The 25228-nt window shown below is 53.0% G+C and carries 19 protein-coding genes; 8 read left to right on the top strand and 11 right to left on the bottom strand.

Annotation, left to right across the window (positions count from 1 at the left end):
* Positions 1-73 precede the first annotated feature (73 nt).
* A complete protein-coding gene (locus BST81_RS10720; protein ID WP_075598529.1) occupies positions 74-370 on the bottom strand; it encodes a hypothetical protein in 297 nt (98 codons plus the stop codon).
* A 238-nt stretch (positions 371-608) separates the two neighbouring features.
* On the opposite strand from BST81_RS10720, the gene glgX reads away from it, so the two are divergent.
* Positions 609-2738, top strand: a complete 2130-nt coding sequence (glgX, locus tag BST81_RS10725; protein WP_075598530.1) for a glycogen debranching protein GlgX — start codon at positions 609-611, stop codon at positions 2736-2738.
* Between the two features lie 16 nt (positions 2739-2754).
* Here the strand turns inward: glgX and argF are convergent, their stop codons facing one another.
* The 5 genes from argF to BST81_RS10750 form a co-directional block, all read right to left on the bottom strand.
* A complete protein-coding gene (argF, locus tag BST81_RS10730; protein WP_075598548.1) occupies positions 2755-3666 on the bottom strand; it encodes an ornithine carbamoyltransferase in 912 nt (303 codons plus the stop codon).
* Positions 3667-3692: 26 nt separating this feature from the next.
* A complete protein-coding gene (locus BST81_RS10735; RefSeq protein ID WP_075598531.1) occupies positions 3693-4667 on the bottom strand; it encodes an RsmB/NOP family class I SAM-dependent RNA methyltransferase in 975 nt (324 codons plus the stop codon).
* Between the two features lie 10 nt (positions 4668-4677).
* Positions 4678-5763, bottom strand: a complete 1086-nt coding sequence (gene mnmH / locus BST81_RS10740) for a tRNA 2-selenouridine(34) synthase MnmH (protein WP_253188217.1) — start codon at positions 5761-5763, stop codon at positions 4678-4680.
* A 62-nt stretch (positions 5764-5825) separates the two neighbouring features.
* Positions 5826-7445, bottom strand: a complete 1620-nt coding sequence (locus BST81_RS10745; protein ID WP_216351295.1) for a 2-isopropylmalate synthase — start codon at positions 7443-7445, stop codon at positions 5826-5828.
* 439 nt (positions 7446-7884) lie between these two features.
* Positions 7885-8403: an NYN domain-containing protein gene (locus BST81_RS10750; protein ID WP_075598532.1), complete on the bottom strand. Its 519-nt coding sequence runs from the start codon at positions 8401-8403 to the stop codon at positions 7885-7887.
* Positions 8404-9178: 775 nt separating this feature from the next.
* On the opposite strand from BST81_RS10750, the gene BST81_RS10755 reads away from it, so the two are divergent.
* The 6 genes from BST81_RS10755 to BST81_RS10780 all read left to right on the top strand — a co-directional run bounded on the left by BST81_RS10755 (position 9179) and on the right by BST81_RS10780 (position 16544).
* Positions 9179-11620 (top strand): serine/threonine-protein kinase, encoded by a 2442-nt coding sequence (locus BST81_RS10755; RefSeq protein ID WP_075598533.1) that lies wholly within the window; start codon positions 9179-9181, stop codon positions 11618-11620.
* Between the two features lie 203 nt (positions 11621-11823).
* On the top strand, positions 11824-12324 hold the full coding sequence (locus tag BST81_RS10760) for a DM13 domain-containing protein (RefSeq protein ID WP_253188219.1): 501 nt from the start codon (positions 11824-11826) through the stop codon (positions 12322-12324).
* A gap of 199 nt (positions 12325-12523) precedes the next feature.
* Entirely contained in the window at positions 12524-13327 is an 804-nt protein-coding gene (locus tag BST81_RS10765) for a glucose 1-dehydrogenase (protein ID WP_075598534.1), read from the top strand.
* Positions 13324-14157 carry an aquaporin gene (locus tag BST81_RS10770; RefSeq protein WP_075598535.1) on the top strand — a complete coding sequence of 278 codons (834 nt, stop codon included), beginning with the start codon at positions 13324-13326 and terminating at the stop codon, positions 14155-14157. The genes BST81_RS10765 and BST81_RS10770 overlap by 4 nt, the downstream gene beginning before the upstream one ends.
* A gap of 62 nt (positions 14158-14219) precedes the next feature.
* Positions 14220-15533, top strand: coding sequence for a 2Fe-2S iron-sulfur cluster-binding protein (locus BST81_RS10775; RefSeq protein ID WP_075598536.1), 1314 nt, complete (start codon positions 14220-14222; stop codon positions 15531-15533).
* Between the two features lie 135 nt (positions 15534-15668).
* Positions 15669-16544, top strand: a complete 876-nt coding sequence (locus BST81_RS10780) for a lipase family protein (protein WP_075598537.1) — start codon at positions 15669-15671, stop codon at positions 16542-16544.
* A gap of 25 nt (positions 16545-16569) precedes the next feature.
* Here the strand turns inward: BST81_RS10780 and BST81_RS10785 are convergent, their stop codons facing one another.
* Both BST81_RS10785 and BST81_RS10790 read right to left on the bottom strand, forming a co-directional pair.
* Positions 16570-18543, bottom strand: a complete 1974-nt coding sequence (locus BST81_RS10785; RefSeq protein ID WP_075598538.1) for an ABC-F family ATP-binding cassette domain-containing protein — start codon at positions 18541-18543, stop codon at positions 16570-16572.
* A 24-nt stretch (positions 18544-18567) separates the two neighbouring features.
* Positions 18568-19503 carry a glycosyltransferase family A protein gene (locus BST81_RS10790; RefSeq protein WP_075598539.1) on the bottom strand — a complete coding sequence of 312 codons (936 nt, stop codon included), beginning with the start codon at positions 19501-19503 and terminating at the stop codon, positions 18568-18570.
* Between the two features lie 141 nt (positions 19504-19644).
* Between BST81_RS10790 and BST81_RS10795 the strand changes: the two genes are divergently transcribed.
* A complete protein-coding gene (locus tag BST81_RS10795; protein ID WP_075598552.1) occupies positions 19645-20355 on the top strand; it encodes a glutathione binding-like protein in 711 nt (236 codons plus the stop codon).
* A 21-nt stretch (positions 20356-20376) separates the two neighbouring features.
* Here BST81_RS10795 and BST81_RS10800 read toward each other — a convergent pair whose 3' ends face one another.
* From BST81_RS10800 to BST81_RS10810, 3 genes are all read right to left on the bottom strand, one after another.
* Positions 20377-21426 (bottom strand): DUF389 domain-containing protein, encoded by a 1050-nt coding sequence (locus BST81_RS10800; protein ID WP_083636789.1) that lies wholly within the window; start codon positions 21424-21426, stop codon positions 20377-20379.
* Between the two features lie 173 nt (positions 21427-21599).
* Positions 21600-23660, bottom strand: a complete 2061-nt coding sequence (locus tag BST81_RS10805) for a WGR domain-containing protein (protein WP_253188223.1) — start codon at positions 23658-23660, stop codon at positions 21600-21602.
* Positions 23661-23665: 5 nt separating this feature from the next.
* A complete protein-coding gene (locus tag BST81_RS10810; RefSeq protein WP_075598540.1) occupies positions 23666-25084 on the bottom strand; it encodes a reverse transcriptase family protein in 1419 nt (472 codons plus the stop codon).
* Between the last annotated feature and the right edge of the window lie 144 nt (positions 25085-25228).

Below are 25228 nucleotides of genomic sequence, written 5' to 3' on the forward strand. Positions count from 1 at the left end.
CGCCTGATGGAATGAGTGTCGCATAGTAAATGACAAATATCAATATCTGTCATTTGTTTTATTTAGGAGACTGTCAGGCAACGAGTAGGGGTTGCCAGGCCACTTGCTGACGTGCGTGAAAATGCGGATAGCTAGGAGAATCCAAGCCTAACCATACCCGGTAAGAGGAACCCGATACGGTCACGACGATCGGAAGTCCTTGCTCTGCCAACTCGCAGGCTAATTGGTAAGCATTTAAGCGATGCCGACTGTTAAATTGCTCAACCAGACCGTAAAGCCTACAACCATGGCGCATGCCCTGACGGATATTGCCCTCGAAATAGAAGTTGAAGCGATGAACTAGTTGTTCATCCAGAATTACGGGTGTCATAACAAAGGTAACTGCAAAAAAACAGGTCAGGAAATCTTTACAAAAATTTACTTACAATCCCATTCTAGCGGATGAATTTGCATCGGTATGTCAATTCACCGGAGCAGGGGCCAGAATCTTTCGCTACGACTGGAGATATTCCTGCTTTGGATAGATCTAACCCTGGGAAGGGACTTGCTAATGTGCTGAATACGCCTCATTCATCCCTGTCCAACACTTAATCCTCTGGCAAATATTTATGTATGTTGCACTCTGGCCCGGAACCGTTTACCCCCTTGGCTCTTCCTGGGATGGTAAGGGTACGAACTTCGCCCTGTTCTCAGAAAATGCGACGGGTGTAGAGCTTTGCCTGTTCGATCGAGCCGATCAGGAAACCCGCATTGCCCTCAAGGAAGTGAGCAATTTTGTCTGGCATGGCTATTTGCCAGGGATTGGTCCCGGACAGCGCTATGGTTTCCGCGTGCAAGGGCCATATGCCCCCCACAAAGGACACCGTTTCAACTCCAACAAGCTGTTGATCGATCCCTACGCGAAAGCGATCGAGGGGGATGTCGGTCATGGTCCAGAATTATTGGGCTACGACTGGGAATCACCAGAGGCCGATCTCTCCTGCTCCGATCGAGATAGTGCCCACCTGGTTCCCAAAGCCGTGGTGGTGGATCAGACCTTTGATTGGGAGGGAGATCGCCAATTGCGTACCCCCTGGCACGAAACGGTCATCTACGAAGTCCATGTGAAAGGGTTTACCCAGCTCCATCCTGAGATCCCGAAAGAGCTACGAGGAACCTATGCCGGTATGGGACATCCAGTGGCGATCGAACATCTGCAGCGCCTTGGAATTACGGCGGTTGAACTACTCCCCATTCATCACTTTCTGACCTATCCAGGACACCTGGTAGACAAGGGCTTGCGAAATTACTGGGGCTATGACTCCATCAACTTTTTTTCCCCTTACGCTGGCTATAGTGCCAGTGGAAGCATGGGGCAACAGGTGAGTGAGTTTAAGGAGATGGTTAAAGCTCTACATCGAGCTGGAATTGAGGTGATCCTGGACGTGGTTTACAACCATACAGGAGAAGGGAACCATCTAGGACCCACCCTCTCCTTCCGGGGAATTGATAACTCGATCTACTACCGCCTCGTGGATCAGGATCCCCGTTACTACATGGATTTCACTGGCTGCGGCAATTCCCTGGGGGTGCGTCAACCGCAGGTGCTGAAGCTAATCATGGATAGCCTGCGCTACTGGGTGATCGAAATGCATGTGGATGGCTTCCGGTTTGATCTGGCCTCTGCCCTGGCTCGGGAACTCTATGAGGTGAATAACCTGGCCGCTTTTTTCAACATCATTCACCAGGATCCGGTACTGGCGGATGTGAAACTGATCGCAGAACCCTGGGATGTGGGTGACGGGGGCTATCAGGTGGGTAACTTCCCAGTGCTGTGGTCTGAGTGGAATGGGAAGTACCGGGATACGGTCCGGGATTTCTGGCGGGGGGAAGACAGCACTCTGGGAGAGTTTGCCTATCGGCTCACCGGTAGTCCGGATCTGTATTACCAGACAAATGGACGGCGGCCCAATGCCAGTATCAACTTCATCACAGCCCATGATGGCTTTCCCCTGAACGACCTGGTGAGCTACAACGACAAACACAACGAGGCCAATGGAGAAGACAATCGGGACGGTGAAAGTCACAACCGTTCCTGGAACTGTGGCGTTGAAGGGGACACGGATGATCCGCAGGTGCTGCAACTGCGATCGCAACAGCAGCGTAACTTCCTGGCAACGTTGATGTTATCCCAGGGGATTCCCATGCTGCTAGGTGGGGATGAAATGGGGCGGACCCAGGGGGGGAATAACAATGCCTACTGTCAGGATAGTGAAATTTCCTGGTTTAACTGGCAATTGTCGGAGGAGAATGCGGAACTGGTGAATTTCTGCCGGGAGCTGATCGACTTCCGACGACAGCATCCCGTTTTTCGGCGGCGCAAATGGTTCCAGGGGCAGGCCATCCATGGTTCTGGGGTGACAGATATCCTCTGGTACAACCCGGATGGGGGTGAAATGACCCAGGAGCAGTGGGATGTTGGTTTTGCCAAGTCGATCGCCGTCTTCCTGAATGGGGACAAAATTCCCAGTCCTGGTCCCCAAGGACAACGCATCAGTGATGACAGCTTTCTAATATGTTTCAATGCCCATTACGAGCTGTTGGAGTTCAGTCTGCCCACCGAATTCAGGCAGGTTGACTGGAGTCTGGTGATTGATACGAAGGAACCCCGGTTTATCCAGGGGGAGAAACTCTACACGGGGGAGCAGACCATCCCCGTGACAGCCCGATCGCTGGTGGTCCTACGTCGTCAGCAATAATTTGTCAACAGTTTTGTTACAGAAGACTGTATAGCAGAGCTTTTTGAGCATGCATCCGGTTTTCGGCTTGATCCCAGATCCGGGATTGGGGGCCTTCCATCACCTCATCAGTGATTTCCTCACCCCGGTGGGCCGGTAAACAATGGAGCACGATCGCCCCTGGGGCTGCATATTGCATCAGTTCCGCATTCACCTGATAAGGCTGAAACAGGGGAATGCGGCTTTCGGCAGAGTCCTCCTGACCCATGCTGGCCCAGACATCGGTGTAGATGACGTGGGCTCCCTTGACTGCAGCCACCGGGTCATCGGTGAGGCCCACTTCCGAGCGATCGCCCGCCAGTGCGCGGGCCTGCGCCACCACCGCAGCCTGGGGTTGAAAATCTGAGGGAGTAGCTACGTTGAGATGCATACCCGTGAGGGCACAACCCAGCATCAAGGAGTGGGCCACATTATTGCCATCCCCCAGATAGGTAACGGTGAGGGACTCCAGGGATCCGAAGCATTCCTGAATCGTCAGCAAATCGGCCAAGATTTGGCAGGGGTGTTCCAGGTCACTCAGGGCATTGATGACGGGAATGTGGGCATATTGGGCAAACATTTCCAGGTCTGCCTGATCAAAAGTACGAATGGCCATAATATCGACGTATCGATCGAGGACTCTGGCTGTATCAGCCAGGGGCTCCCCGCGTCCTACCTGGGTCACATTGGGGTTGAGGTCAATCACCTGACCGCCCAGTTGATACATGGCCACGGAGAAACTGACTCGGGTACGGGTAGAGGCTTTATAAAACAGCAATCCCAAAACTTTGCGGCATTCGGGAGCAATCTGACCGGTTTTCATCTGAATTGCCAGATCTAGTAACTCTTGGACCTCATCCGCATTCAGGTCAGCCAAACTCAATAAATCGCGCCCTTTTAGTGCTCCCATGATCATCCCCAAATCAGTGGAAGAAATCATTCTACCGCTGTCTTGGGAAAATGCAGGAAATTCAGTCTCCGTCCCGTCAGGAACTCCTGAGATAAGTCCTCCTGTTCCCCTGTTTCAGTTTGTTTGAACAGCATTGTAAATGCTCCTGCGCCCTGGCCAGACTGGGGCCAGATGCGATAACAGGGCTGTTCTGTCAGATGGGATTGATAGGCTGATAGTTGAGGCACCGCCACGGGTTGGAACTGGGGAAACCGGGTCAGAAACCAGGTGCTCACCTGTTCATTTTCTTCTCTGGAGTAGGCGCAGGTCATGTAGAGCAGATAGCCCCCAGGAGCCACGATCGGGGCAGCATTGGCCAGGACTCTTTTTTGCCGATTGGCATTTTTGTTGATGCTGACCGGGTGAAAACAGCCGGGGGCTTTCTCCCCCTTCGCCAGGAGGGACTGGCCGGTGCAGGGGGCATCCACGATGACGACATTCGCCGTAGCCGGAATGGCGATGGCCAGATCCTGAGGGTCCTGGTTGAGGACGATCGTGCGCTCGATCTGGCAGCGCTTCAGATTAGCGATCAGGGGAGCCAGCCGCTTGCCAATGACCTCGTTGCTAAGTAGCCGGTCGGGTTGTAAAGCTGTCCAGGCAAAAATACTCTTGCCCCCCGGTGAAGCGCATAGGTCTAGCACCAGTCTGGGAGCAGGAGGAAGTCCCAGTAGGGGGGAAGCGGCAAAGACGGAAGAAAAATCCAAACAATAAAAGGAACCAGCCTGGTGCAGGGAATGGCGACCGGGTTTTTCGCCCAGGGCTAGGCGATCGACAAAGATGGGTTGCCAGGGCAGGGGCGGTTCAATCGCAAAGGGGGGGGTTGGGGGACGATCCTGGCACCAGAGAATACAGGGAGGGAATGGGGTGGGCTGGATCAGGGCCTGAATGAATCGTTCTCGCTCTGTGGGATCTGCAAAGAGAGACTGACTGAATTTCTGCAGTAATTTAGAGGGCTGATCCATAATTCAGTGGTTATGGCCTTGCACACCATAGAGGCATTGCATGCAACACCTTCAGCACACCCAACACCCGATCAGCAGCCTGGACAGGGTCTAAACCCGTGACCTCGATCGGATAAATTGGCACCCCCCGCTTCTGCAGATCATAGCGGTAGGTGCTGTCGTAATAATCCAGCACCCGTTCGATCGCGGGAGCCAGATCGCCCCGGCGAATTGCGTCTACTGCCTCCTGGGTAGCCAAACCTCCAAGACGCTTGCGCAGACGTTCCGTGGCGGCAATTAACCCATCCCGATCGACCTGTCCATAGTCTGCCAGCAGCAGCGCTACCCGCTCGGAACGGGGCCGTTCAATCTGGAGAACTGGAGCGCTGAACATCTGCTGAAATAGGGGGTCTGGAACTCGGCAAAGACCAATGCGACGGCTCTCTGCCTCAATCCAGACCGGTCGATCGGGCTGCAGGGCCGCCCATGCCAGGGCCACCTTATTCTCAAACTGTTCATTCGTCGGCTGGGGGGGCAGCCCCAGCCTGCCATAGCTGCTGCCCCGGTGATGGGCCAGCTTTTCTAGATCGAGGATCTGTTCGCCCCGATCGGCCAGGGCATAGAGCAAGGCCGTTTTCCCTGTGCCGGTCATCCCCCCCAGGGTGAAAATGGTCCGAGGTTCAGCCAGTACAGCCAGCACCCAGCGGCGAAAGGCTTTATAGCCCCCTTCCAGCAGCGTGACCTGGAGACCTGCCGTTTCCAGGAGCCAACCCATACTGCTGCTCCGCATGCCACCGCGCCAGCAGTGGACACGAACCTGGCGATCGGAGGCGAGGGCCTTCGCTTGCTGAACAAAACCCGCCAGTTTGGGACCCACCAGTTCCAAACCCAGTTCGATCGCCAGTTCTCGCCCCTGCTCTTTGTAGCAGATCCCTACCTGAGCCCGTTCCGCATTACTGAACAGGGGAAAACTAACAGCGCCAGGAATGTGGCCCTGTTCATACTCTCCGGGACTGCGAACATCCAGAATGACCCCTGGGACTTGGAAAAATTCAGAAATACAGAGGGTTTGACTCATCCAGAATGTGGCAATAGGATCCTGCAGCCGCAGAGCCATTGTATGTAACGGCCCTCGCAGGGGCAAGCGTTAAGGGTTAACCGAGTTTCTAGCCCGATACTCTAGACCTCTGCAGCAACGGTTTGCTCTGCAATAGCAGGCTGGGCCTGCTTGTGGAGAGCGGCATAAAGGCGGTTGAGAGCATGAATATAGGCTTGTGCCGAAGCCACGATAATGTCCGTATTGGCGGCATGGCCCGAGTAGATCTGCTCATTGTGACGCAGGCGAATGGTCACTTCCCCGATCGCGTCAATGCCTGCTGTCACGGACTGAACCGAGAACTCAATCAGTTCATTCGGGACATTGACCACCCGGTTGATGGCTTCATAAACCGCATCCACGGGACCTGTCCCGATCGCTGCATCCGTCAATTCTTCTCCCTGGGGCGTCCGAACCGTGACCGTTGCTGTCGGGGTGGCGTTGTCCCCACAGGAGACCTGGACCCGCTCCAGATGGAACAGTTCAGGGGCCTGCCGGATCTCATCGCTGACGATCGCCTCCAGATCCCAATCGGAAACTTCTTTCTTCTTGTCAGCCAGTTCCTTGAACCGGACAAAAGCTTTGTTCAGCTCCTGCTCGGACAGATCGTAGCCCAGTTCCTTCAGGCGGGTGCGGAAGGCATTGCGACCAGAGTGCTTGCCCAGGACGATCTGGTTGTCCGTCAGACCAATGGACTGGGCATCCATGATTTCGTAGGTGAGCTTGTTCTTGAGCACCCCATCCTGGTGAATCCCAGACTCATGGGCAAAGGCGTTGGCTCCGACGATCGCCTTGTTGGGCTGGACCAGCATCCCCGTCAAGTTAGACACCATGCGGGAAGTCTTATAAAGCTCACGGGTGTTGATCTGGGTCAGGGGTGCCTCAGAGTCAGCGGGACGGCCCAGGAAGGGATTGAAGTATTGCCGCCGAACATGGAGGGCCATCACTAGTTCTTCCAAAGCGGTGTTACCGGCCCGTTCGCCAATGCCATTGATGGTGCATTCCAGTTGCCGCGCCCCATTTTTGACTGCTTCCAGGAAGTTGGCCGTAGCTACCCCCAGATCATTATGGCCATGGACTGAAATAACGGCCTGGTCAATGTTCGGCACATTCTCTTTGATACCCCGAATTAAAGCCCCGAACTCGCTGGGCATCATGTAGCCCACCGTATCTGGAATGTTGACCGTTTTGGCTCCAACGGCGATCACCCTCTCCAGCACCTGATAGAGGTACTCCGGATCGGATCGGGCTGCATCCATGGGGGAGAACTCTACATCATCCACGAAAGATTTGGCGTAGGAGACCATCTCCTCTGCGATCGCCAATACCTCCTCCCGAGACTTACGGAGCTGGTACTGCAGGTGAATGTCAGAGGTGGAAATAAAGGTATGAATTCTAGCTTTGGCTGCAGGTTTCAGGGCTTCAGCAGCAGCCTGGATATCAGCCTGGATGGCTCTGGCCAGACTACAGATGACTGGGCCAGCCTCAGTGCCCACAGCCTCGGCAATCTTCTGAACGGCTTCAAAATCGCCAGGGCTGGCATAGGCAAACCCAGCTTCAATGACATCGACTCCCAGTCGCGCCAGTTGCCGTGCAATTCTCAGCTTTTCATCAACATTCAGAGTGGCTCCAGGGCACTGTTCGCCGTCCCGAAGGGTGGTGTCAAAGATGATAATTCGGTCTGGTGCGGATTGTATGTTCATAGATACTTGCAACTGTTCTGGGAGAACAAATAACGACTGAAACTATATTAGCGTCTTGTCATTTGTCATTTGTCACTGGGATCTGTCATTTATGATTTCGTTCAATCCCCTTGATTGACTGACAAAACTTTTGGGCTTTGCTGAATGCAAATATGAATTACCCTCATCCCCAACCCTTCTCCCGCAGGAGAAGGGAGCTAAAACTCTGGTTCCCTCTCCTTTGGGAGAGGGCTAGGGTGAGGGCTGCATAAGGCTCAAGCACGAAAATCATCCTTCTATTCAGCAACGCCAACTTTTTCTGTAGGTTGGGTGGAGAGAGCGAAATTCAACCTTGTCAAGGCTTTGGCCTTGGGTGTCGGACCCCAAGCCACTGCTGCAGATCAGCCCAGGCGGTTGCTCCCCAGAGGGGAAGAGAGGGCTAGGGTGGGTAACCCAATGACTAATAATCCGATTTTTCGATCTGGTCACGGATGTCATTCAGGTCAATGTAACGATCGGTGGCGTTCCTCAATTCACGAGCAATCATTCCTTCTGTGGAAACAACTGTAATGTGGGTATTTTTCGATCGCAGCAGCTCGATCGCCCGTTCAAAGTCCCCATCTCCACTGAATAAAATCACCTGATCGTATTGATCGACCGTGTTAAACATATCAATAACAATTTCAATATCTAGATTGGCCTTTTGAGAAAAGCGACCAGAGTTGTCGTCGTAATATTCCTTAAGAATCTTAGTGCGGACTGTATACCCCAGGCTGATCAAGGCATCTCGAAATCCCCGTTGATCCTGGGGATCCTTAATCCCGGTATACCAGAAGGCATTGACCAGCTCTATATCTTCCCGTTCTGTAAAATATCCCAACACTCGGCGGGGGTCAAAAAACCAGCCATTTTTCTGCTGGGCATAAAACATATTATTGCCGTCTACAAAGATGGAGAGACGGGTTTTGACATGTTGCATAAAAATTCAGACCTAGTAATTTGTTTTGGTTGCGGCTAACAACCATTTGACTAAGAAAACCTGAAACCGGACTATACACAACTTAACCAAAGTAATGGCCATTGAAAGGGTTGGCCCGGTCAAACATTCTATAACTCAGTTAGACCTATCAGTAAGCTCCAGTAATACGTTCAGTTCAATCGATGCTGTTAATTAGAGACTTCGAATATCTCAATGTTAATGAAGGCAATATTAGAGCAAAAACGTGCAGGCAGGTATACGCAGGATGAAAGACGGAGTATTTTTGCCAGGGCAGATTTTTGTGGATATCCCGCTGCAGGCTTTATCTGGCCTCATCCTCCACCTACTTCAAAATTCGACAAGCGGTTGGTTGAGTCACCGCTGGCAAGACGTTAACATCCAACCTGTTAGTGGTGGTTGCATCAGAGCTGAGCAGCTCTAGAAAGCTCTAGAAATCAGTTGGCCCAAAACGAATCAGAATCCACAGAGAGATAAAAAAACGTTATATGTAATTATTTATGGCGGATCTCCAGATTATTCCATTAGAATAGGCCTTTATCGAAGGCTTAGCCCTTCCAGGGACCGTTCTATGGGAGATTAAACCGTCTCAACAAAGGGTTTCCCCATTATACGAAGTTGCCCTCACTTGAAAGAGTAATGACGGTTTTTGTCAGATATGTCGTGGTGTTATCCCTGTCAGAGTGGGTTCAAACAGTGATTTAAGGTTGAACACCTGCAAGCCAGGTCGCTCCAGAACACCCTATCAGTCAGATTCATGTCAAACGATTCCAGGCCACCGGCTCTGCCAAAACGTCTAGCGGATGGGGAGCGATCGAAGACAACCCAATCTGGGGTGGGTTGGGAGCGTCGGTTATGGAGTTTGAGAACCCTCAGTCACCTTCTAGCCGGAACCTGGTCGCTTCTAGCCGCAACTGCCATTGCACTGGATAGTCCCCTGGCTCAACTTCTGGAGTATCAGGTTCAGACCCTTTTCTTTGAAGTCCGAGGTCCAATCGCTCCGCCGGACAATATCGTGATTCTGGCGATCGACGAAACATCCCTCCAGGCTTACCAGAGTGCACCACAACAATACTCTGCGCTGGAACCCCTGCGGGCATGGCCCTGGAAGCGCACTGCTTATGCCCAGGTGATCGATCGGCTGATGGCTGCGGGGGTAAAGGCGATCGGGATTGATGTGGTCTTCTCCTCGCCCAGCAGCTATGGCCCGGATGATGATGAACGGCTCCGGCAAACACTGCAACGCTATGGATCGCGGGTCGCCCTGGCTGCCACTTTTGAAGAAACCGAAGAGCGCCGGGGAGAGCAAATGCAACTGACCTATCCCGATCCTCAGTTTCGCCGCCCGGGTGTGACGATTGGGTCAATCAACTACTGGATTGAAGCGGATGGTAGAATTCACCGTCTGGGAGACCGGTTTCTGTCCATGATGGCGACCTACGCTCCCGCAGAGGAAGTTGCTGTGATCGAACAAATGGCTGCAACAACCCCTGCCTTCAGTCGAGCCATCTTACGGGCAGCTCAGCTTCGTGATCCTGGAGCAACTGGCAGCCATATTTTTTTCTATGGTCCTGCGGGAACCTTTGAGCAGATCCCCTTCTGGCACATTTTGGATGATGAAAACTGGAATAGCTACCTCAAGGGCGGAGCCTATTTTAAGGACAAGATTGTTCTGATTGGAGCAACGGCTGAAACCCTGCGAGATTTCCATGCAGCGCCTTTTGCCATGAACTGGCTGTTTCCTAAGGCCATGAGTGGCGTAGAAATTCATGCCAATGCCCTGGCCACTCAGATGACCGGTCATGCCATCACCGAAGCAGTTCCGCCTGCGATCGAACGCGGTCTTCTGGTCTGGGCTGGCGTCACGATCGTCAGCCTCTGGATCGGTCGCTACCGGCGTGTTACCAGTCGGATCCTCCTGACCCTGAGTACAACAGCCCTCTGGGCCATCCTGTGTTACGGTCTGTTTCTCCATGGTCGGTTGATTTTGCCTGTAGCCGTGCCTATTGTCACGATCGCCCTCAGTGGCCTGTCCTATGGGGTCATTGGCTCCATGGATGAGTACTACCGTAAATTGCGACTGCGGCGCACGCTGCGAAATTATGCGTCTTTCCCGATCGTCCAGGAAATCATCAGTCAGCAGGAAGATTTGCAGGATTTGTTACTGGAGCGGGAGAGGGCCATCCTGAATCAAAAACTGGGCGGTCGCTATCGCATTATCAAAGTGTTAGGAGCCGGGGGATTTGGGGAAACCTATGTTGCCGAGGATACCCAGCGACCGGGCAATCCCCATTGTGTTGTTAAACTGTTGCGACCAGTTAGCCATGAACCCCGCGTCTTACAACTGGCCAGACGCCTGTTTGAGAAAGAGGCCGAAATCCTGGAGCGGTTGGGAAAACACGATCAGATCCCGCAACTCCTGGCCTACTTTGAGGAAGGGCAGGAATTTTATCTGGTCCAGGAGCTGATTGAAGGACACCCCCTCAGCTATGAGTTGCCCCTGGGCCGACAGATGCCGGAAGCTAGAGTCGTCAGCATACTTTGGGATCTGCTGAAAATTCTGGAGGCTGTCCATAGCCAGGGCGTGATTCATCGGGATATCAAACCCAATAACATTATCCGGCGACAGGCCGATGGCAAGCTGGTTTTGATTGACTTTGGGGCAGTGAAAGAAATCCACACCGCCAGTCAGAGCCAGCTCGAAGCCGATGATCAGCAGGCTCAACCGCAATCAACGTTTCTGCAGAGGGACGATCCTCTGGACAGCCGCACGATCGGAATTGGCACCCGAGGATACATCCCGGTAGAACAATATCGAGGGCACCCTCGCTTCAACAGCGACATCTATGCTGTAGGGATGACAGCGGTGCGAGCCTTGACAGGGCTGCCTCCCGATCGACTGCAGGAAGATTTCAGTACCGGACAGATTCTGTGGGAAAAGTCTACTCGGGTGGGTCAGGAACTGGCTACCATTCTCGATCGAATGGTTCACTACGACTTCACCCAACGCTATCAATCCGTGCCAGAGGTATTGGGCGATTTGCAAAGACTGATGGAATCCTATGACACATCCCTGGTGCCACTGCTGCTCCCAGAAGAGGATGAGACCAAAGAGGAAACCTTGCCGATCGAGAATTCCTCTGTACCCACGGAGCATTGGGACAGTTCCGGCTATAGTTCTTCCCGGCAGGATGTTTGAAAAGTCTAAATCTTGACAGCCCAGGCAACTACAGTGGTGGCTGTTAGAGCAAGACTGGCAGAGGCCACATTAAAAGAACCTGAGAATCTCCTGAATTATTTCTCAGGCAAAAATCAGCATTCAGGTCAGAACTCCTTAGAGCATCATCATTCTCCAGGCAGTTCTGCCCGTGAAAATAGATAGCAGAATTTGAGGCAGATTTGATGATGCGCTTTCCTCGTTTACTAATCCCAGGTCTGGCCGCGATCGCCCTGGTTGGATGTCTTGGAGCAACCTCAGGGACGCCTTCGGCTGAGAGTCCTGCTGCTCCTGTCTCTTCCCCCTCACCCGAACAGTCTGCACCTCAGGTTGCAGCAGCACCTTCTGGGTCATTTATGGCGGGAGAGCATCCCACTCAAGGCAAAGTGAAACTGGTTGTCAAAAACAATCAGCGATTTTTAGAATTTGACCGGACCTTTAAGACGGATTCAGGCCCTGATCTGGTTGTTGCGCTCCATCGATCGGGGAATGTCCTGCAAACGACTAAACCACCAGCCTATCCCTTGAAAGAGGGAGACTACGTGGTTCTGGCCCCTCTGCAGAAAACGAGTGGGGCGCAGAGTTATGCCATTCCCAGTCAGGTCAATCTGGCAAATTACAAATCTGTGGTGGTCTGGTGTCAAAAGTTCAACGCCACCTTTGGGGCTGCTCGGTTAAGCAACTAATGGTGCAAACAATAAATTTTGCCCCATGAGGGTTTGGGGGCCAAGTCCCCAAGAAGGGGTGAACCCCCCAAACCCCTTTCAAAACTTATGTTTTGCCGCCCTAATCATTGGTCATTTCTGATTTCGTGAGATCCCTTCCTGGGAGGGGTGACCCCCAGGGTCAGAGTCGGTAACAACAACTAAGTTGAGGAGAAATTCAATGAAACTTGCAGGGAAGGTCGCTCTGGTTACGGGGAGTAGCCAGGGGATTGGTCAGGCGATCGCGGTTCGTCTGGCAGCAGAAGGAGCTCGGGTTGTGATTAACTATCGCTCCAATCCTCAAGGAGCGGAAGAAACGCTCTCCAAGGTGCAGACTGCCGGGGGGGATTGCCACCTAGTTGAAGGCTACTGCGATAACGATCGGGGCTATAGCGTGGGCGCAGATCTGGGCATGGTAGACGATGTGCGGCGGTTGATTGCAGCCGGGATTGAACATTACGGCCAGTTAGATATTCTGGTCAATAATGCCGGGATTGAGAAGCATGCGCCTTTTTGGGATGTGACCGAAAAGGATTATGAGGCTGTGCTCAATGTCAACCTGAAGGGGGTGTTCTTTGCAACTCAGTCCCTGGTGCAGCATCTGAGGGAAACCAACCGTCCAGGCAAGATCATCAATATCAGCTCCGTTCACGAAGAACTGCCTTTCCCCAACTTCACAGCCTACTGTGCCAGCAAGGGAGGGTTGAAAATGCTGACCCGCAATCTGTCCGTAGAACTGGCTCCCTTAGGCATCACCATTAACAATGTGGCTCCCGGCGCGATCGAAACTCCGATCAACACCAAACTGTTGAATGACCCTGAGAAACTGGGGGCTCTGCTCAAAAACATTCCCCTGGGTCGGCTTGGTCAGCCGCAGGATGTGTCTGGTCTGGTGGCATTCCTGGCTTCCCCGGATGCAGATTACATCACGGGTTCCACTTTCTTTGTCGATGGAGGTCTGACCTGGAACTATCAAGAACAATGATGCAAGTTCTCCGCAAACATTACCCGGAATACCTGATGGAAGCGGCGGGGTTAGGCATTTTGTTGATGGTTGCTGGTGGGATGGCATTTCTGTTGAGGCATCCGGCCCTGTCCATCCACCAGTTCATTACTGAGCCGATCCTGCAACGCTTACTCACCGGATTAGTGATGGGGTTGACGGTGATTTCGATCGTGTATTCTCCCTGGGGTCAGCAATCGGGGGCCCATCTGAACCCGGTGGTGACGTTCACATTTTTTCGTCTGGGGAAGATTCATCCGATCGATGCGGGCTTCTACATCCTGTTTCAATTCCTGGGCGGTTTGACCGGTCTGCTCCTGCTTAACCAGATTTTGCGGGGCGCGATCGCCCATCCAAAGGTGCATTTTGTGGTCACACAACCCGGACCATCAGGAGTCTTCGCCGCTTTTCTGGCTGAATTCACGATCGCGACCGGCATGATGCTGATGGTGTTGTTTGTTTCCAATACGCCCAGGCTGGCCCGTTATACGGGGCTATTTGCAGGGATGCTGTTCGCAACCTATATTACGATCGAAGCGCCGCTATCGGGCATGAGTATGAACCCGGCCCGTACCTTTGCCTCTGCGCTTTCGGCTCAAAGCTGGACGGATATCTGGATCTACTTCACGGCTCCCCTGGCAGGGATGCTGTTGGCAGCCGAGGTGTACGTTCGTCTGAAAGGTCGTAAGGCGGTCAGATGCGCCAAGTTGCACCATCTAAACAATAAACGTTGCATTTTTCGCTGTGGCTATCGGGATTTGACGGTCAGAAATGGCCAGTTTGTTCTCAGTGACAAATTACCCGGTTCCTAAACTTCACTGTACTGACTGCCCAGTTTGTAAATCCCTTCTGTGATCATGACAAGGAGACGATCGTGCTTGAAAGTCTGGCCAAAATTCAAAATCCCCTGATCAGGAGTGCGACAGCAGCAATCACTGTCTGTTCAGTTATGACCTTTGCTGCCGCAATTACGATCGGGATTGCCAAACCCAAAACCGATGATGCGTTTCGCAGCGGCTTGACGGCTTCTTTGATTGGGACAGGGGTGGGGGCATTGTTTGGGCTGGTGTACCGGCAACGCCAAGGGGCTAAAACCCAGACTGGTCCTGCCACCCAACTGGATGGAAAACAGCCCTGGCAAGATTGGCGCAATTTCGTGGTGGCTGAAAAAGTCAAGGAAAGTGAGGAAATTACCTCCTTCTACCTGAAACCCGAGGATGGGGGAATGATTCCCCATTTTCAACCGGGACAGTTCCTCACGATTAAGCTGGAGATTCCCGGTCAGCCGCGCCCCGTAATTCGCACCTACTCGCTGTCAGACTATTGCAATACCTGCATGCACTATCGGCTTTCGATTAAGCGAGAGCCTGCCCCCAAGGGGCTGGACGTGTTGCCCGGTGTGGCCTCTAACTTCATGCATGATCAGATTCAGGTCGGTTCTGTGATCCAGGCCAAGCCACCGGCAGGGAAGTTTATCCTGGATGTGTATAAGTCGCTTCCAGTCGTATTGATCAGCAATGGGGTTGGGATCACCCCCATGATCAGTATGGCCAAAGCCTGTGCCCGGATGAATCCCGATCGTCCCCTCTGGTTTTTGCATGGAGCCAGGGATGGCCGCTTCCACGCTTTTCGAGAGGAAGTGCAGGCGATCGCTCAACAAAACCCCACTTTGCAGGTTCACTATTGCTACAGTCGTCCTCGGCCAGAGGATGCCGGCCATTACCAGAGCGAAGGATATGTGGATGTCGCCCTGTTGCAAAAACTGGTTACCCCCAATGCGGAGTTTTTCCTGTGTGGCTCGCCGCCTTTTATGCAATCCCTGCGAGATGGACTGAAAGCCTGGGGTGTTCCAGAAGAACAGGTTTTCTTTGAAGCCTTTACCAAGGCTCCAGCGGCTGCCAGCCCACCTGCCATTGAGCCCCAGGGGGCTAGCGCAGAAGTTGTCTTTGCCCAGTCTGGCCAGACCCTGACCTGGCGAGAAAGCGATGGCACCCTGCTGGAGTTCGCAGAAGCCAACAATATCAATCCTCCTTACAGTTGCAGAGCCGGGATTTGTGGGACCTGCATCTGTAAACTCCAGGCGGGGGAGGTGACTTATCGGGAAGCCCCCACGGCTGCGATCGAGGCGGGCTCCGTCCTGATCTGCATCTCCCAACCCAAGAGTGAGCGAGTTGTGCTGGATATTTGAGCCCACCTGAAAGATTGAAAATATTAGTTGCAAAGGGAAGGCCAGATTCCGAGCAAGGGCTATGATTTGCCCAGCGTCACTGCTACGCAGCTTTTGCTGTCAATGCCTTGAGAAGATGAATGGGGATCCATGGTTATGGAAAACTTAAATTTTAAGCCGAAAGCTTTTGGTTACCATCCCTATAATGCCTATTTCCTGGCCCTGGTGTCCCAACTGGCCTATGAAAAGGATGGGAAGGCTGTCCAGGCAAAGGCCCAATCCTGGGGAATTGCAGCAGAGGATATCCAACCTTTTGATTGCGGGGGAACGCAGGCCATCCTGCTAGCCGATTCGGAGAAGATTATTGTTGCTTTTCGAGGCACAGAACCTATCCTGGCTGATTGGATCACAGACCTCAAAATCCGCAAAACTGCTGGACCTGGGGGTAACGTCCATCGGGGGTTTTATGCGGCCCTGGCCTGTATCTGGGCGGATGTGGAGAACGCGATCGAGCAGGCCATTGACAAAGCTTCCCAGCAACAGCGGCAAAATCCAGCTTACACCCGACCCACCCTCTGGTTCACGGGTCATAGCCTCGGTGGAGCCCTGGCTACTATGGCCACGGCCTTCTGTAAGTTCAATGAACAGCCGATCGTGGTGAATGGTCTCTATACCTTTGGTCAGCCCAGGGTTGGAAGTGAGAAATTTGCGGCAAACTTCAATAACCTGTTTAAGGCCCAGACATTCCGCTTTGTCAATAACAATGATGTTGTAGCAAGGCTTCCACCCAGCTTGATGGATTATAGCCATGTGGGCCAGTTAAAATACTTCGACCATGAGGGCAACTTCAAGAGTGATGGTGATTTGAACTGGTGGAATACCTTCTGGGATCGGGCTGCCGGGTTACTGGAGGAGAGTCTTAACGCTGGTCCTGATCAAATTAATGATCACAGTCTGGACGAACAGTATATCCCTCATCTGTTGAAGCATGTACAGCAATGGGAAGTAGAACAGAAGCCTCCATCTCCCTAGTTCACCACCATACTACCCTCTCAGATTAACCTGCCCGATCGGCCAGTTCCAACCAGCGTTCCGTCGCTGTATCGATCGCCTGAGTCAGTTCCGACAGGCGTTCTGACAATTTCTGCACTTCACTGAAGCCTGCCGGTGGATTGGTATACAAAGTCTTTTCGATCGTTTCTTTCTCCGCTTCCATTGCTGGAATTTGCGTCTCCAGTTGTTCATACTCCCGCTTTTCTTTGAAAGAAAGTTTGCGGATTCTAGTGGAAGTAGGAGATGTGGCAGCAGCAGTTTCTTGAGAGTCCTGAGAAGCAGTGGTCAGCTCTGACACTGGCTGCAGATTTTGCAGTGGCTGATTAACCGTTGACCGGGCAATTTGCCCCTTGACTGCCTCAGCTTCCTCCTCCGCCTGCTTGTAATCCAGGTAGACCGAGTAATTGCCGGGATACTGACGCAGGGTACCCCCAGCTTCAAAAGCAAAAATGCTATCTACCGTGCGATCGAGGAAGTAACGATCGTGGGAGACCACAATCACACAGCCGTTAAAGTCTTCCAGGTAATCTTCTAAGACCGTCAGGGTTTGCACATCCAGATCATTGGTGGGTTCGTCCAGGATCAGCACATTTGGCGCACCCATCAGCACCCGTAAGAGAAATAGACGCCGCCGTTCTCCCCCCGATAGCTTGTGAATGGGAGCATATTGCTGATTGGGTGGAAACAGGAAACGCTCCAGCATTTGAGAAGCGGTAATGACTTCGCCTTCTGCCGTTTTAACCAGTTCCGCCACGCCCTTCAGATATTCGATCACCCGCTGGTTTTCGTTCATCGTCACATCATCCGAATGCTGGTCGAAATAGCCGATGTGGATGGTGGAGCCAATCTCTACCGTGCCTGCATCCGGCTGCACCCGGCCCGTGATCATATCCAGCAACGTGGATTTGCCCGCTCCGTTGCTACCAATAATCCCGATCCGATCTTCTGGATTGAAATAGTAAGTGAAGTCTTTGATCAGGGTACGATCGCCATAAGCCTTGCAGAGACCCGTTAGTTCGATCACCTTCTTGCCAATCCGACGACCGGCAGTGGAAATCTCAACTTTGCCTTGGCCCTGCTTGAATTCTTGGCCCTGCATCTCATGGATGCGATCGATGCGGGCTTTTTGTTTAGTGCTGCGAGCCTTAGGACCTCGCTTCAGCCACTCCAGTTCCCGCCGCAAGACCCCGACATGTTTTCGCTGGCTGCTGGCCGCCACCTCTTCCGCTTCGGCCTTCTTGGTCAAGTAGTACGCATAGTTGCCATTGTAGGTATAGAGATCTCCCCGATCGACCTCCAGAATCCGATTGGTAACTCGATCAAGGAAGTAGCGATCGTGGGTAATCAGCAACAAAGCCCCTCGAAACCGGTTCAGATAACTCTGTAACCACTCTACCGACAGGGCATCCAGATGGTTAGTCGGCTCATCCATCAAGAGCCCGTCCGGCTCAGACAGCAGGGCTGTGGCCAGGGCAATTCGTTTCCGGTACCCCCCGGACAGAGCGCCAATGCGAGCCTCAAAATCCTCAATTCCCAGCTTGCTGAGAATGATCTTGGCATTGGTTTCCAGTTCCCAGGCTCCCGCTGCTTCCATTCGTTGCGACAGGCTGGAAAGCTTGGCCATCAGCGTCTCCGTATCCCCATGGCCATGGGCCAGCTTATCAGACAGGGCCTCATACTCCCGCACCAGATCCATTTGCTCCCCACTGTCTGCAAAGACCTGCTCGAGGACGGTCCGATTCTCATCCAGCTCCGGTTGTTGGGGCAGGTAAACCACTCTAGAGCCGGGATTGGTCCAGAGTTCTCCTTCGTCGATCGGCTCCAACCCTGCAATCATTTTCAGTAGGGTTGATTTACCGGAACCATTGATGCCAATCAAGCCCACTTTATCGCCTTCATTCAGGCTGAAGCTGGCATCCCGCAGGATTTCTTTGATCCCAAAGTCTTTCTTAACCGATCGCAGCGTAAAAATTGCCATGAGCTACAGGTCACCTTCAGTAACCTAGTTTAGCGTTGCCTGGAGTCCACTCGCCTGTTTCGCTTCTATTCGGCCCCTGATTGAGGCTCGTATGGGAATATCCAGCAGAACATAGAACAGCCATTTGGCGGCAGTGGCAAATTTCCGATCCCTCAGCAAGACTGCCAGCAAGTAAGCTGTCTCTAATGCTGTTTTGTAAGGATGGGACGCAAGCGTTGGATCGAAGTCTTTCCCATGCCGGATGCGTTTGATGGCAATAATGATTCCCTTCAAAAGACAGACATAGTACGTCATTACCGAGCCAGTTTTTAAGGCTTCATACAGGAAGTTTAGATCGCCCCCCAACCCTCGCCACTTCCGGTCTTTAGCCGGAGCCTGATAGTGATTGGCCCTGGCCTTTTCAGCTCTAACAATCTTCAGACCCTGACGCTGGACTCGGCGGGCCAAGTCATGCTCCTCGCAACCATAGGTCTTAAAGTACCGAATATTAGTATCAAATTGAAAGTAATCTGCCAGCACTTGCCTGAGCGAAAACAAACTCCCTGTGCCAAAAGTGGGGGCATTCCAATCATGGGATCCATGACATTGGTAGACGCAACCCCAGGTAAACATCAGGTCAGGGTCGTTAATATATAGCTCGGCAATTTCATCCAGACAATCCGGGAATGGACTCACATCATCGTCCATGAAAACGATAATGCTCCCTTGAGCATGGGCAAGGGCTCGATTTCTGCTAAACGGTAAGCCTCGATTTCTCCCATTGCGCAGGATGGACAGATGCTCGATTTTGGTTGGGTAGTCATGGAGCACCTGTTCAACTGGTTCTGGGGAATGATCATCCACCACAATCACTTCATAGTTCGGATAAGTCACTTGCTCGATCGCAGGCATACTATACTTTCGCAAACTCTCAGCCCGGTTATAGGTGCAGAGGGCGATCGTGATTAGGGGGAGCTTCATAGAATTCAAGACCCTGATTACCTTAAAGATAATACTATTGCTTACTGGATGCCTGCCGGGAAGGCAGTTCCTGCCGGATGCCATCTACCCATGGCAGAATCAATTACTCTAGTTCTAGAAGCCTATCAACCCGCAAGCACCATGATTGACCTCTACTACTGGCCCACTCCCAACGGGCACAAAATCACCATCTTTCTGGAAGAAGCCGAGCTGGGCTATCGGATTATCCCCGTCAATATTGGTGCCGGTGATCAGTTTAAGCCAGATTTTTTGAACATTGCTCCCAACAATCGCATGCCCGCCATCATTGATGATCACCCGGCAGATGGGGGTACCCCTATCTCCATCTTTGAATCGGGCGCAATCCTGCTATATCTGGCCGAGAAAACTGGGAAGTTTTTACCAACGCCGTTGCGTGATCGCAAAACAGTCCTGGAATGGTTATTCTGGCAAATGGGTGGGCTGGGTCCCATGGCCGGACAAAATCACCACTTTGCCCAATACGCGCCTGAGAAGCTGCCCTACGCCATCGATCGCTATGTGAAAGAAACTAATCGGCTCTATGGGGTTCTGAACCGTCAGCTAGAAGGGCGGGACTACATTGCTGGGGCCTATTCCATTGCCGATATGGCCTGCTATCCCTGGATTGTGCCCTACGAACGGCAACAGCAAAATTTGGAGGACTTCCCCAATCTGAAACGTTGGTTTGGGCAGATGCACGATCGACCGGCTGTGATTCGAGCCTATGAAAAGGGGCAGCCCTATAGCAAGCAACCTACCGTTAACGAGGAGAGTCAGAAAATCCTGTTTGGCCAGACAGCCGCATCTATTCAACCAGCAGGAAACCAATAAGGTGACATGTTCCCCTGATTATCATTGTTGGCCAGAGGATGACATCTTTTCTCGCCGCACTACTTCAATCTGATTGACCTCAAAAACCAATGTAAAGGTCTGCCCCATTGATTTTTCTATAAATTTTTCTAGGAGCGTTACTTGTTTTGGGGTAACAGCTTCTGAACTGCGAACGGTTAATCGGACTTCAGGAGGGATGACCAACCAATTTGTTTCAATCTTTAGCAGTTCTACACGCTGAAATGTCATCGTCCGATTCAGCAATGCTTGTTTGAGATTGGCCTCCAGACGACTCTGCCTCACCAGATCAATAAAACTTAGACCGAGGGGAACGAGCAGAATACTCGTCAAAATAGTTGCCAATATCAATGCTTTCCGGGCCTGGGAAAATGGCGCATAGCCTGCCAGGAAGAAGGTCACCATGCAAGAGAGCATAATTCCCAACAGGTTAGTCAAGTAGAGTAATGATGCGCCCAAGCTCAGGATGCCATTGGCGTGGGATAACCCCAAACCAATGACGCATAGGGGAGGCATCAAGGCAACGGCGATAGCTGTTCCTGCCAGACTACCAGAAATTTTAGGTTGCACTTTCCCATAGCCACTGATGCTGCCAGATGAGATAGCAATACCCAGATCTAAGAGATTAGGTTTAGACCGCGCTAAAATTTCACTGCCAAAGGTTGAAAATCCTGCTAATGATCCTAATATCCAGGAGAGGATGACAGCCAGTACTGTTCCCACTGCAACTGAAGTAAGTCCCCGTCGGAAGAGTGTGATATCCCCTTCTAGGGCACCAAACGCCAGACCTCGAATGGGTAACATCAGAGGCGCAACAATCATGGCTCCGATGATAACGGCTACACTATTAGAGAGTAATCCGAGGGTAGCAATGATACAGGATCCAACAATGAGAATTAGAAAATTGAGATCCAGTTTGGATTCTTCCAGGAGTTCAGTGCGAAGTTGATGCAGTTTCGTTGCATCAGCTATTGTACGTTGTGAATGCCGAATGCATCGTCGTACGATCGCCACCACAGGGACTGCCCAACTGGCCGGAATTCTTCTCAACATACACAACCCTCTGGAAAACTTCATTTTGTATTCATCATCCCCCTTCCTGAAGAAGCGGATTTCCCAGTCATTCTGGCAGCACCTCTGTCCCTGGTATAGAGGCTTCACAGGTCAATGGGATGCGATGCTTGCTAATCCCCCGCATATCTCACCAGCAAACTGGAACCAGCAGATCAAACTAACTTCTTGATGTCGCCGAAGGCCCGGTAGAAGCCCCCACGAGAGGATTCGCGAATTTCTGCCACCAGATAGCGGGCTCCCTCTTCTCGAATGTCCTTCGGGAACTGCACTTTCCAGGTGGCGTTGTAGCCAGGGGAAGCAGTGCGAATCCGGAGCTGGCTGCCCTCCCGGAAACATTCCACGATCACACCGCCAGTGGTGGCAGAAGTGGTTTCCAGAGTGGTGGAAGGCAGGGAGGCAACGGCCTGGGGCGCTTTGATGTCCACGACCTGGGGGATGGTGCCTGCCTGGGCCGCCGCGATCGCCGTCTCACTAGCATCAATACAGGCCAGGGAACCATCGGTGGTGACAATATACAGCCGATCTCGGAAAAACTGCATGGAGTAGGCGGAGCCACAGCCTGTAGCCAGTTTCCAAAGGCGATCGCCCTGCTGGTTGAAGCAGTAGAGGGAAGAATAGTTATCTCCAGCAAAGACATACTTGCCGTCCTCGGCAGCAGCACAGGAATAGACTGCGGCATCACAGGCATAGACCGTCCCGGCTTCCCCTTTCTTGGAAAAGCAATGGACCTTATTGGAGGAGGTGGCCGCATAGACACTGCTCTCTTCCTGCCAGCCAAACAGCACTATGCCCCCCGTCGGCTGATGCCAGATCAGGCGGCCATCTTCCCAGTCATACATGGTGACGCCGCCGCTGTGCCCGTGGTAGACTCCGATTTCATCACAGCGGATCATCCAGCCGGACGCTCCCTGGCTCCGCTTCATCCACTGGGATTCGTCTTCCTGGTTGATCACTGCCACCTGGCCCCCCGCATCGGAAACCCCCAGCACCCCATCATGGATATCCAGCCAGAAAATATCCACATCGGGGGCAATCTCGTAGGCGACGCGGGGCACCTTGCTGCTCAGGTCATACACCTTGCCATCATCACAACCGGCGTAGATCCAGTCCTCATCGGCCACGATGCACTTCACCCCTTCCGGCAGGGTGAACTGACCCAGAACCTGCCCCTGATGGTCCAGGACGAACACCCGTCCCGCCTGATTGCCCAGCCAGCAATGCTGCTCATCCACAAAAATCCCCAGGGCTGGAGAACCGGAGGCAAACTTCCAGAGCACGGGAGACTGCTTCGCTGTTGATCGATTACTGGTCATCTGGCGACGGGTCACGGGCCGCTTCTGCCGCCCCCCCATCACCGCCCGTTCGTAGCCCTTCTTCAGCTTCTCGTTGATTTTCTTGGCAGCGTCCGCTTTGGCCTTTTCCGGTGAGGCATGGGTCTTGGTTTGGACCTGGCCCTGGTCTCCAATCCGACCATAGCGAATCGTCACCTCACTGCCTTTGATCACCACCTCATAGAATTTGTGGGACCCCCCATCCGCTTCGGACAGTTCCAGATAGGTTTTCTCTTCGTCACCGGCTGCGGGGGCAGCCACGGGCACTGGCACTGGCACTGATTCTGGTGGGGTAGCCACGGGCACTGGGGTAGGTTCTGGAGTGGGTGCCGGGGTGGTTACTGGACTGGGTGTAGGAACTGGTAGGGGCTGAGGCTCGGCGAAGAACTCCAGGAAGCCAAAGTATTCTGCACCTTTGCACTGGGGGAAACGATCGGCATTGAGAAACTGGGAGCGGGCTAAGGGAAAGGAACACCACTGGGTAAACCGCTGCAAGCTTTCACCAGGAATGGAATAAGTGACCTTACCTATCCGGCGAGATGTGGAGGAGCCGTAGGCGATCAGGACCCCCTCCTCATAGGCCAGCAGAAAGGACATGTTTTCCAGTTGCGCCACGTTACCAGCCTGAGGTTTGAGGCGGTTCCATTCGTCCACTAGACAGTACTCAATCGCAAAAAAATCGGCATGGGCAATTTCCGGAAACGCATCCGCATTGGCAAAGAGTTCCCGGTCGATCGTAGGACCGTAATCATAGGAAAAGACCCGGACAGTCTCATAGACAAAGGGAATCAGTAACAGACCAATGAATTCCCCCTGGTCGGCGTCACAAATCACCAACCGACCCGTTTTCCCTTTCCGCAAAATATATCGGGGCTTCTCCATGGGTATTACCTGCGTTTGCGTTTGTACTTCTGTTTAATGCGCTTGACCTGAGCCAGGAGTTTCTGGCCTTTTTCGGGATTCACCATCGCGACATAATTGGCAAACCCGTGAATCGACGCCATTAAATCTCGCGAATGGCCCCATTGTTTCCCTGCTGGTCCATCCTTCTCGATCTGGTAAAGGATGGCCCGGAAGCGTTTCAAGGTCTCCCGGTCCACATTCAATTTGTGGTTGACCACAATTCCGGTCACTTCCTGCTGGCGGGAATTCCGTAGCACCCTGGTTTTCTGATCATGCACCGTGAAGCCTTCGTGGGTAAGGATGGCCACCGATCGCTGCAGCAGATTACAAATCTGGCGCAGCGCGTCCCCGGAGCCTGAAAAGGTGAGATCGTCGGCATAGCGGGTATAGGTGAAGCCGAGGGTTGTGGCCATCTCTGTCAGACGCCGGTCCAGACGGCGGCAGATCAGGTTCGCGATCGTCGGACTGGTGGGAGCCCCCTGGGGCAGGCGGCGATCGGTGAGGGCTACATAGTAGGTCTGGCCATCCAGGTCCACCGTCTCCACCTCCGGTTCCGTACAGAGCAGGGCCAGGATGGTGGCGACGGCTTCAGAGTAACCGAAAGAGCGAAACAGTCCTTTGACCCGGCGATAGGAAATGGTCGGGAAAAAGTCCTGCAGATCCAGGTTAATCACCACATCCGCCCCCAGATGGGGCAAGGCATTGGTGACGATCGATCGGCCTCGACAAAATCCATGGGCGGCATCATGGGGCGTTAACCGATCTAGAATATTGTCCAGAATCCAGTACTGAACCTGTTTCAGTCGAGGCATGGGCGCTGAAATTAGCCGCAGTCCTCCCGTTTTCTTGGGAATCTGGAAGCGCACATAGTGGGAGGTAGGGCTGGTGCGACGGGCAAAAGCCAGAAATCGCAGGGCGGCGATCGTCAGACCCATGGCTGTCGCTAACTGCTCGGCAGTCAGGCAGAGGGGTAGGCGGTGCTGCTGCAAGCGATCGGACAACCCTTCAGTCTGATTCAGCCCTCCAGAGACTCCCTCCCCCAGATAGAGAATCTCCTGCTGCCGCCGCTGTTCCCAGGCAGCAGACCGTTCCTGCCGTTCCCGTTCCCGTCGCTCTTTTGTCTCCTGCTGTTTACGTCTAGATTCGGCCAGACGCTTCTCCAGCATCTGCTTCCGCAGAATTTTCTCATCCTGCAGGCGGCGGTCTTCCCGTTTTAGTTCCCTCAGTTCCCGATGGATCTCGCCCCGCCGCCGGATCTCGTCTGCCGGGTCCTGGGGTAGTTCTCCCTGAGCTGGCCAGAAGCCCAGACGGATCATTTCCTCCAGAATGATTTCCTCTCTGGAGGTTTGCCGGATACGATCCCACAGTTCCTCACGGGTGCGGGGGGGAGATGGCTCGGACATGACCGAAATGGATAGGGTTGGTGATGCGGTAAGAGCGGGACAACCATTTGGGCTGCCCCACTGGCGGAACCTTCCTTCGTAAACCCCCTGGAACTGGATCGCTCAACTCAAGCGGCTCCCGGGTACTATCGCTCGTTAGCTTCG

Source organism: Leptolyngbya sp. 'hensonii' (genome assembly GCF_001939115.1).
Classification (GTDB): domain Bacteria; phylum Cyanobacteriota; class Cyanobacteriia.

Coding starts and splice junctions, on each gene's coding strand:
- BST81_RS10770 (WP_075598535.1), top strand. CDS start 13,324: ATGATGCAAGTTCTCCGCAAACATTACCCGGAATACCTGATGGAAGCG.
- argF (WP_075598548.1), bottom strand. CDS start 3,666: ATGGGAGCACTAAAAGGGCGCGATTTATTGAGTTTGGCTGACCTGAAT.
- BST81_RS10800 (WP_083636789.1), bottom strand. CDS start 21,426: ATGTTGAGAAGAATTCCGGCCAGTTGGGCAGTCCCTGTGGTGGCGATC.
- BST81_RS10745 (WP_216351295.1), bottom strand. CDS start 7,445: ATGAACATACAATCCGCACCAGACCGAATTATCATCTTTGACACCACC.
- BST81_RS10780 (WP_075598537.1), top strand. CDS start 15,669: ATGGAAAACTTAAATTTTAAGCCGAAAGCTTTTGGTTACCATCCCTAT.
- BST81_RS10760 (WP_253188219.1), top strand. CDS start 11,824: ATGATGCGCTTTCCTCGTTTACTAATCCCAGGTCTGGCCGCGATCGCC.
- BST81_RS10785 (WP_075598538.1), bottom strand. CDS start 18,543: ATGGCAATTTTTACGCTGCGATCGGTTAAGAAAGACTTTGGGATCAAA.
- BST81_RS10755 (WP_075598533.1), top strand. CDS start 9,179: ATGTCAAACGATTCCAGGCCACCGGCTCTGCCAAAACGTCTAGCGGAT.
- BST81_RS10765 (WP_075598534.1), top strand. CDS start 12,524: ATGAAACTTGCAGGGAAGGTCGCTCTGGTTACGGGGAGTAGCCAGGGG.
- glgX (WP_075598530.1), top strand. CDS start 609: ATGTATGTTGCACTCTGGCCCGGAACCGTTTACCCCCTTGGCTCTTCC.
- BST81_RS10735 (WP_075598531.1), bottom strand. CDS start 4,667: ATGGATCAGCCCTCTAAATTACTGCAGAAATTCAGTCAGTCTCTCTTT.
- BST81_RS10810 (WP_075598540.1), bottom strand. CDS start 25,084: ATGTCCGAGCCATCTCCCCCCCGCACCCGTGAGGAACTGTGGGATCGT.
- mnmH (WP_253188217.1), bottom strand. CDS start 5,763: ATGGCTCTGCGGCTGCAGGATCCTATTGCCACATTCTGGATGAGTCAA.
- BST81_RS10790 (WP_075598539.1), bottom strand. CDS start 19,503: ATGAAGCTCCCCCTAATCACGATCGCCCTCTGCACCTATAACCGGGCT.
- BST81_RS10720 (WP_075598529.1), bottom strand. CDS start 370: ATGACACCCGTAATTCTGGATGAACAACTAGTTCATCGCTTCAACTTC.
- BST81_RS10750 (WP_075598532.1), bottom strand. CDS start 8,403: ATGCAACATGTCAAAACCCGTCTCTCCATCTTTGTAGACGGCAATAAT.
- BST81_RS10795 (WP_075598552.1), top strand. CDS start 19,645: ATGATTGACCTCTACTACTGGCCCACTCCCAACGGGCACAAAATCACC.
- BST81_RS10805 (WP_253188223.1), bottom strand. CDS start 23,660: ATGGAGAAGCCCCGATATATTTTGCGGAAAGGGAAAACGGGTCGGTTG.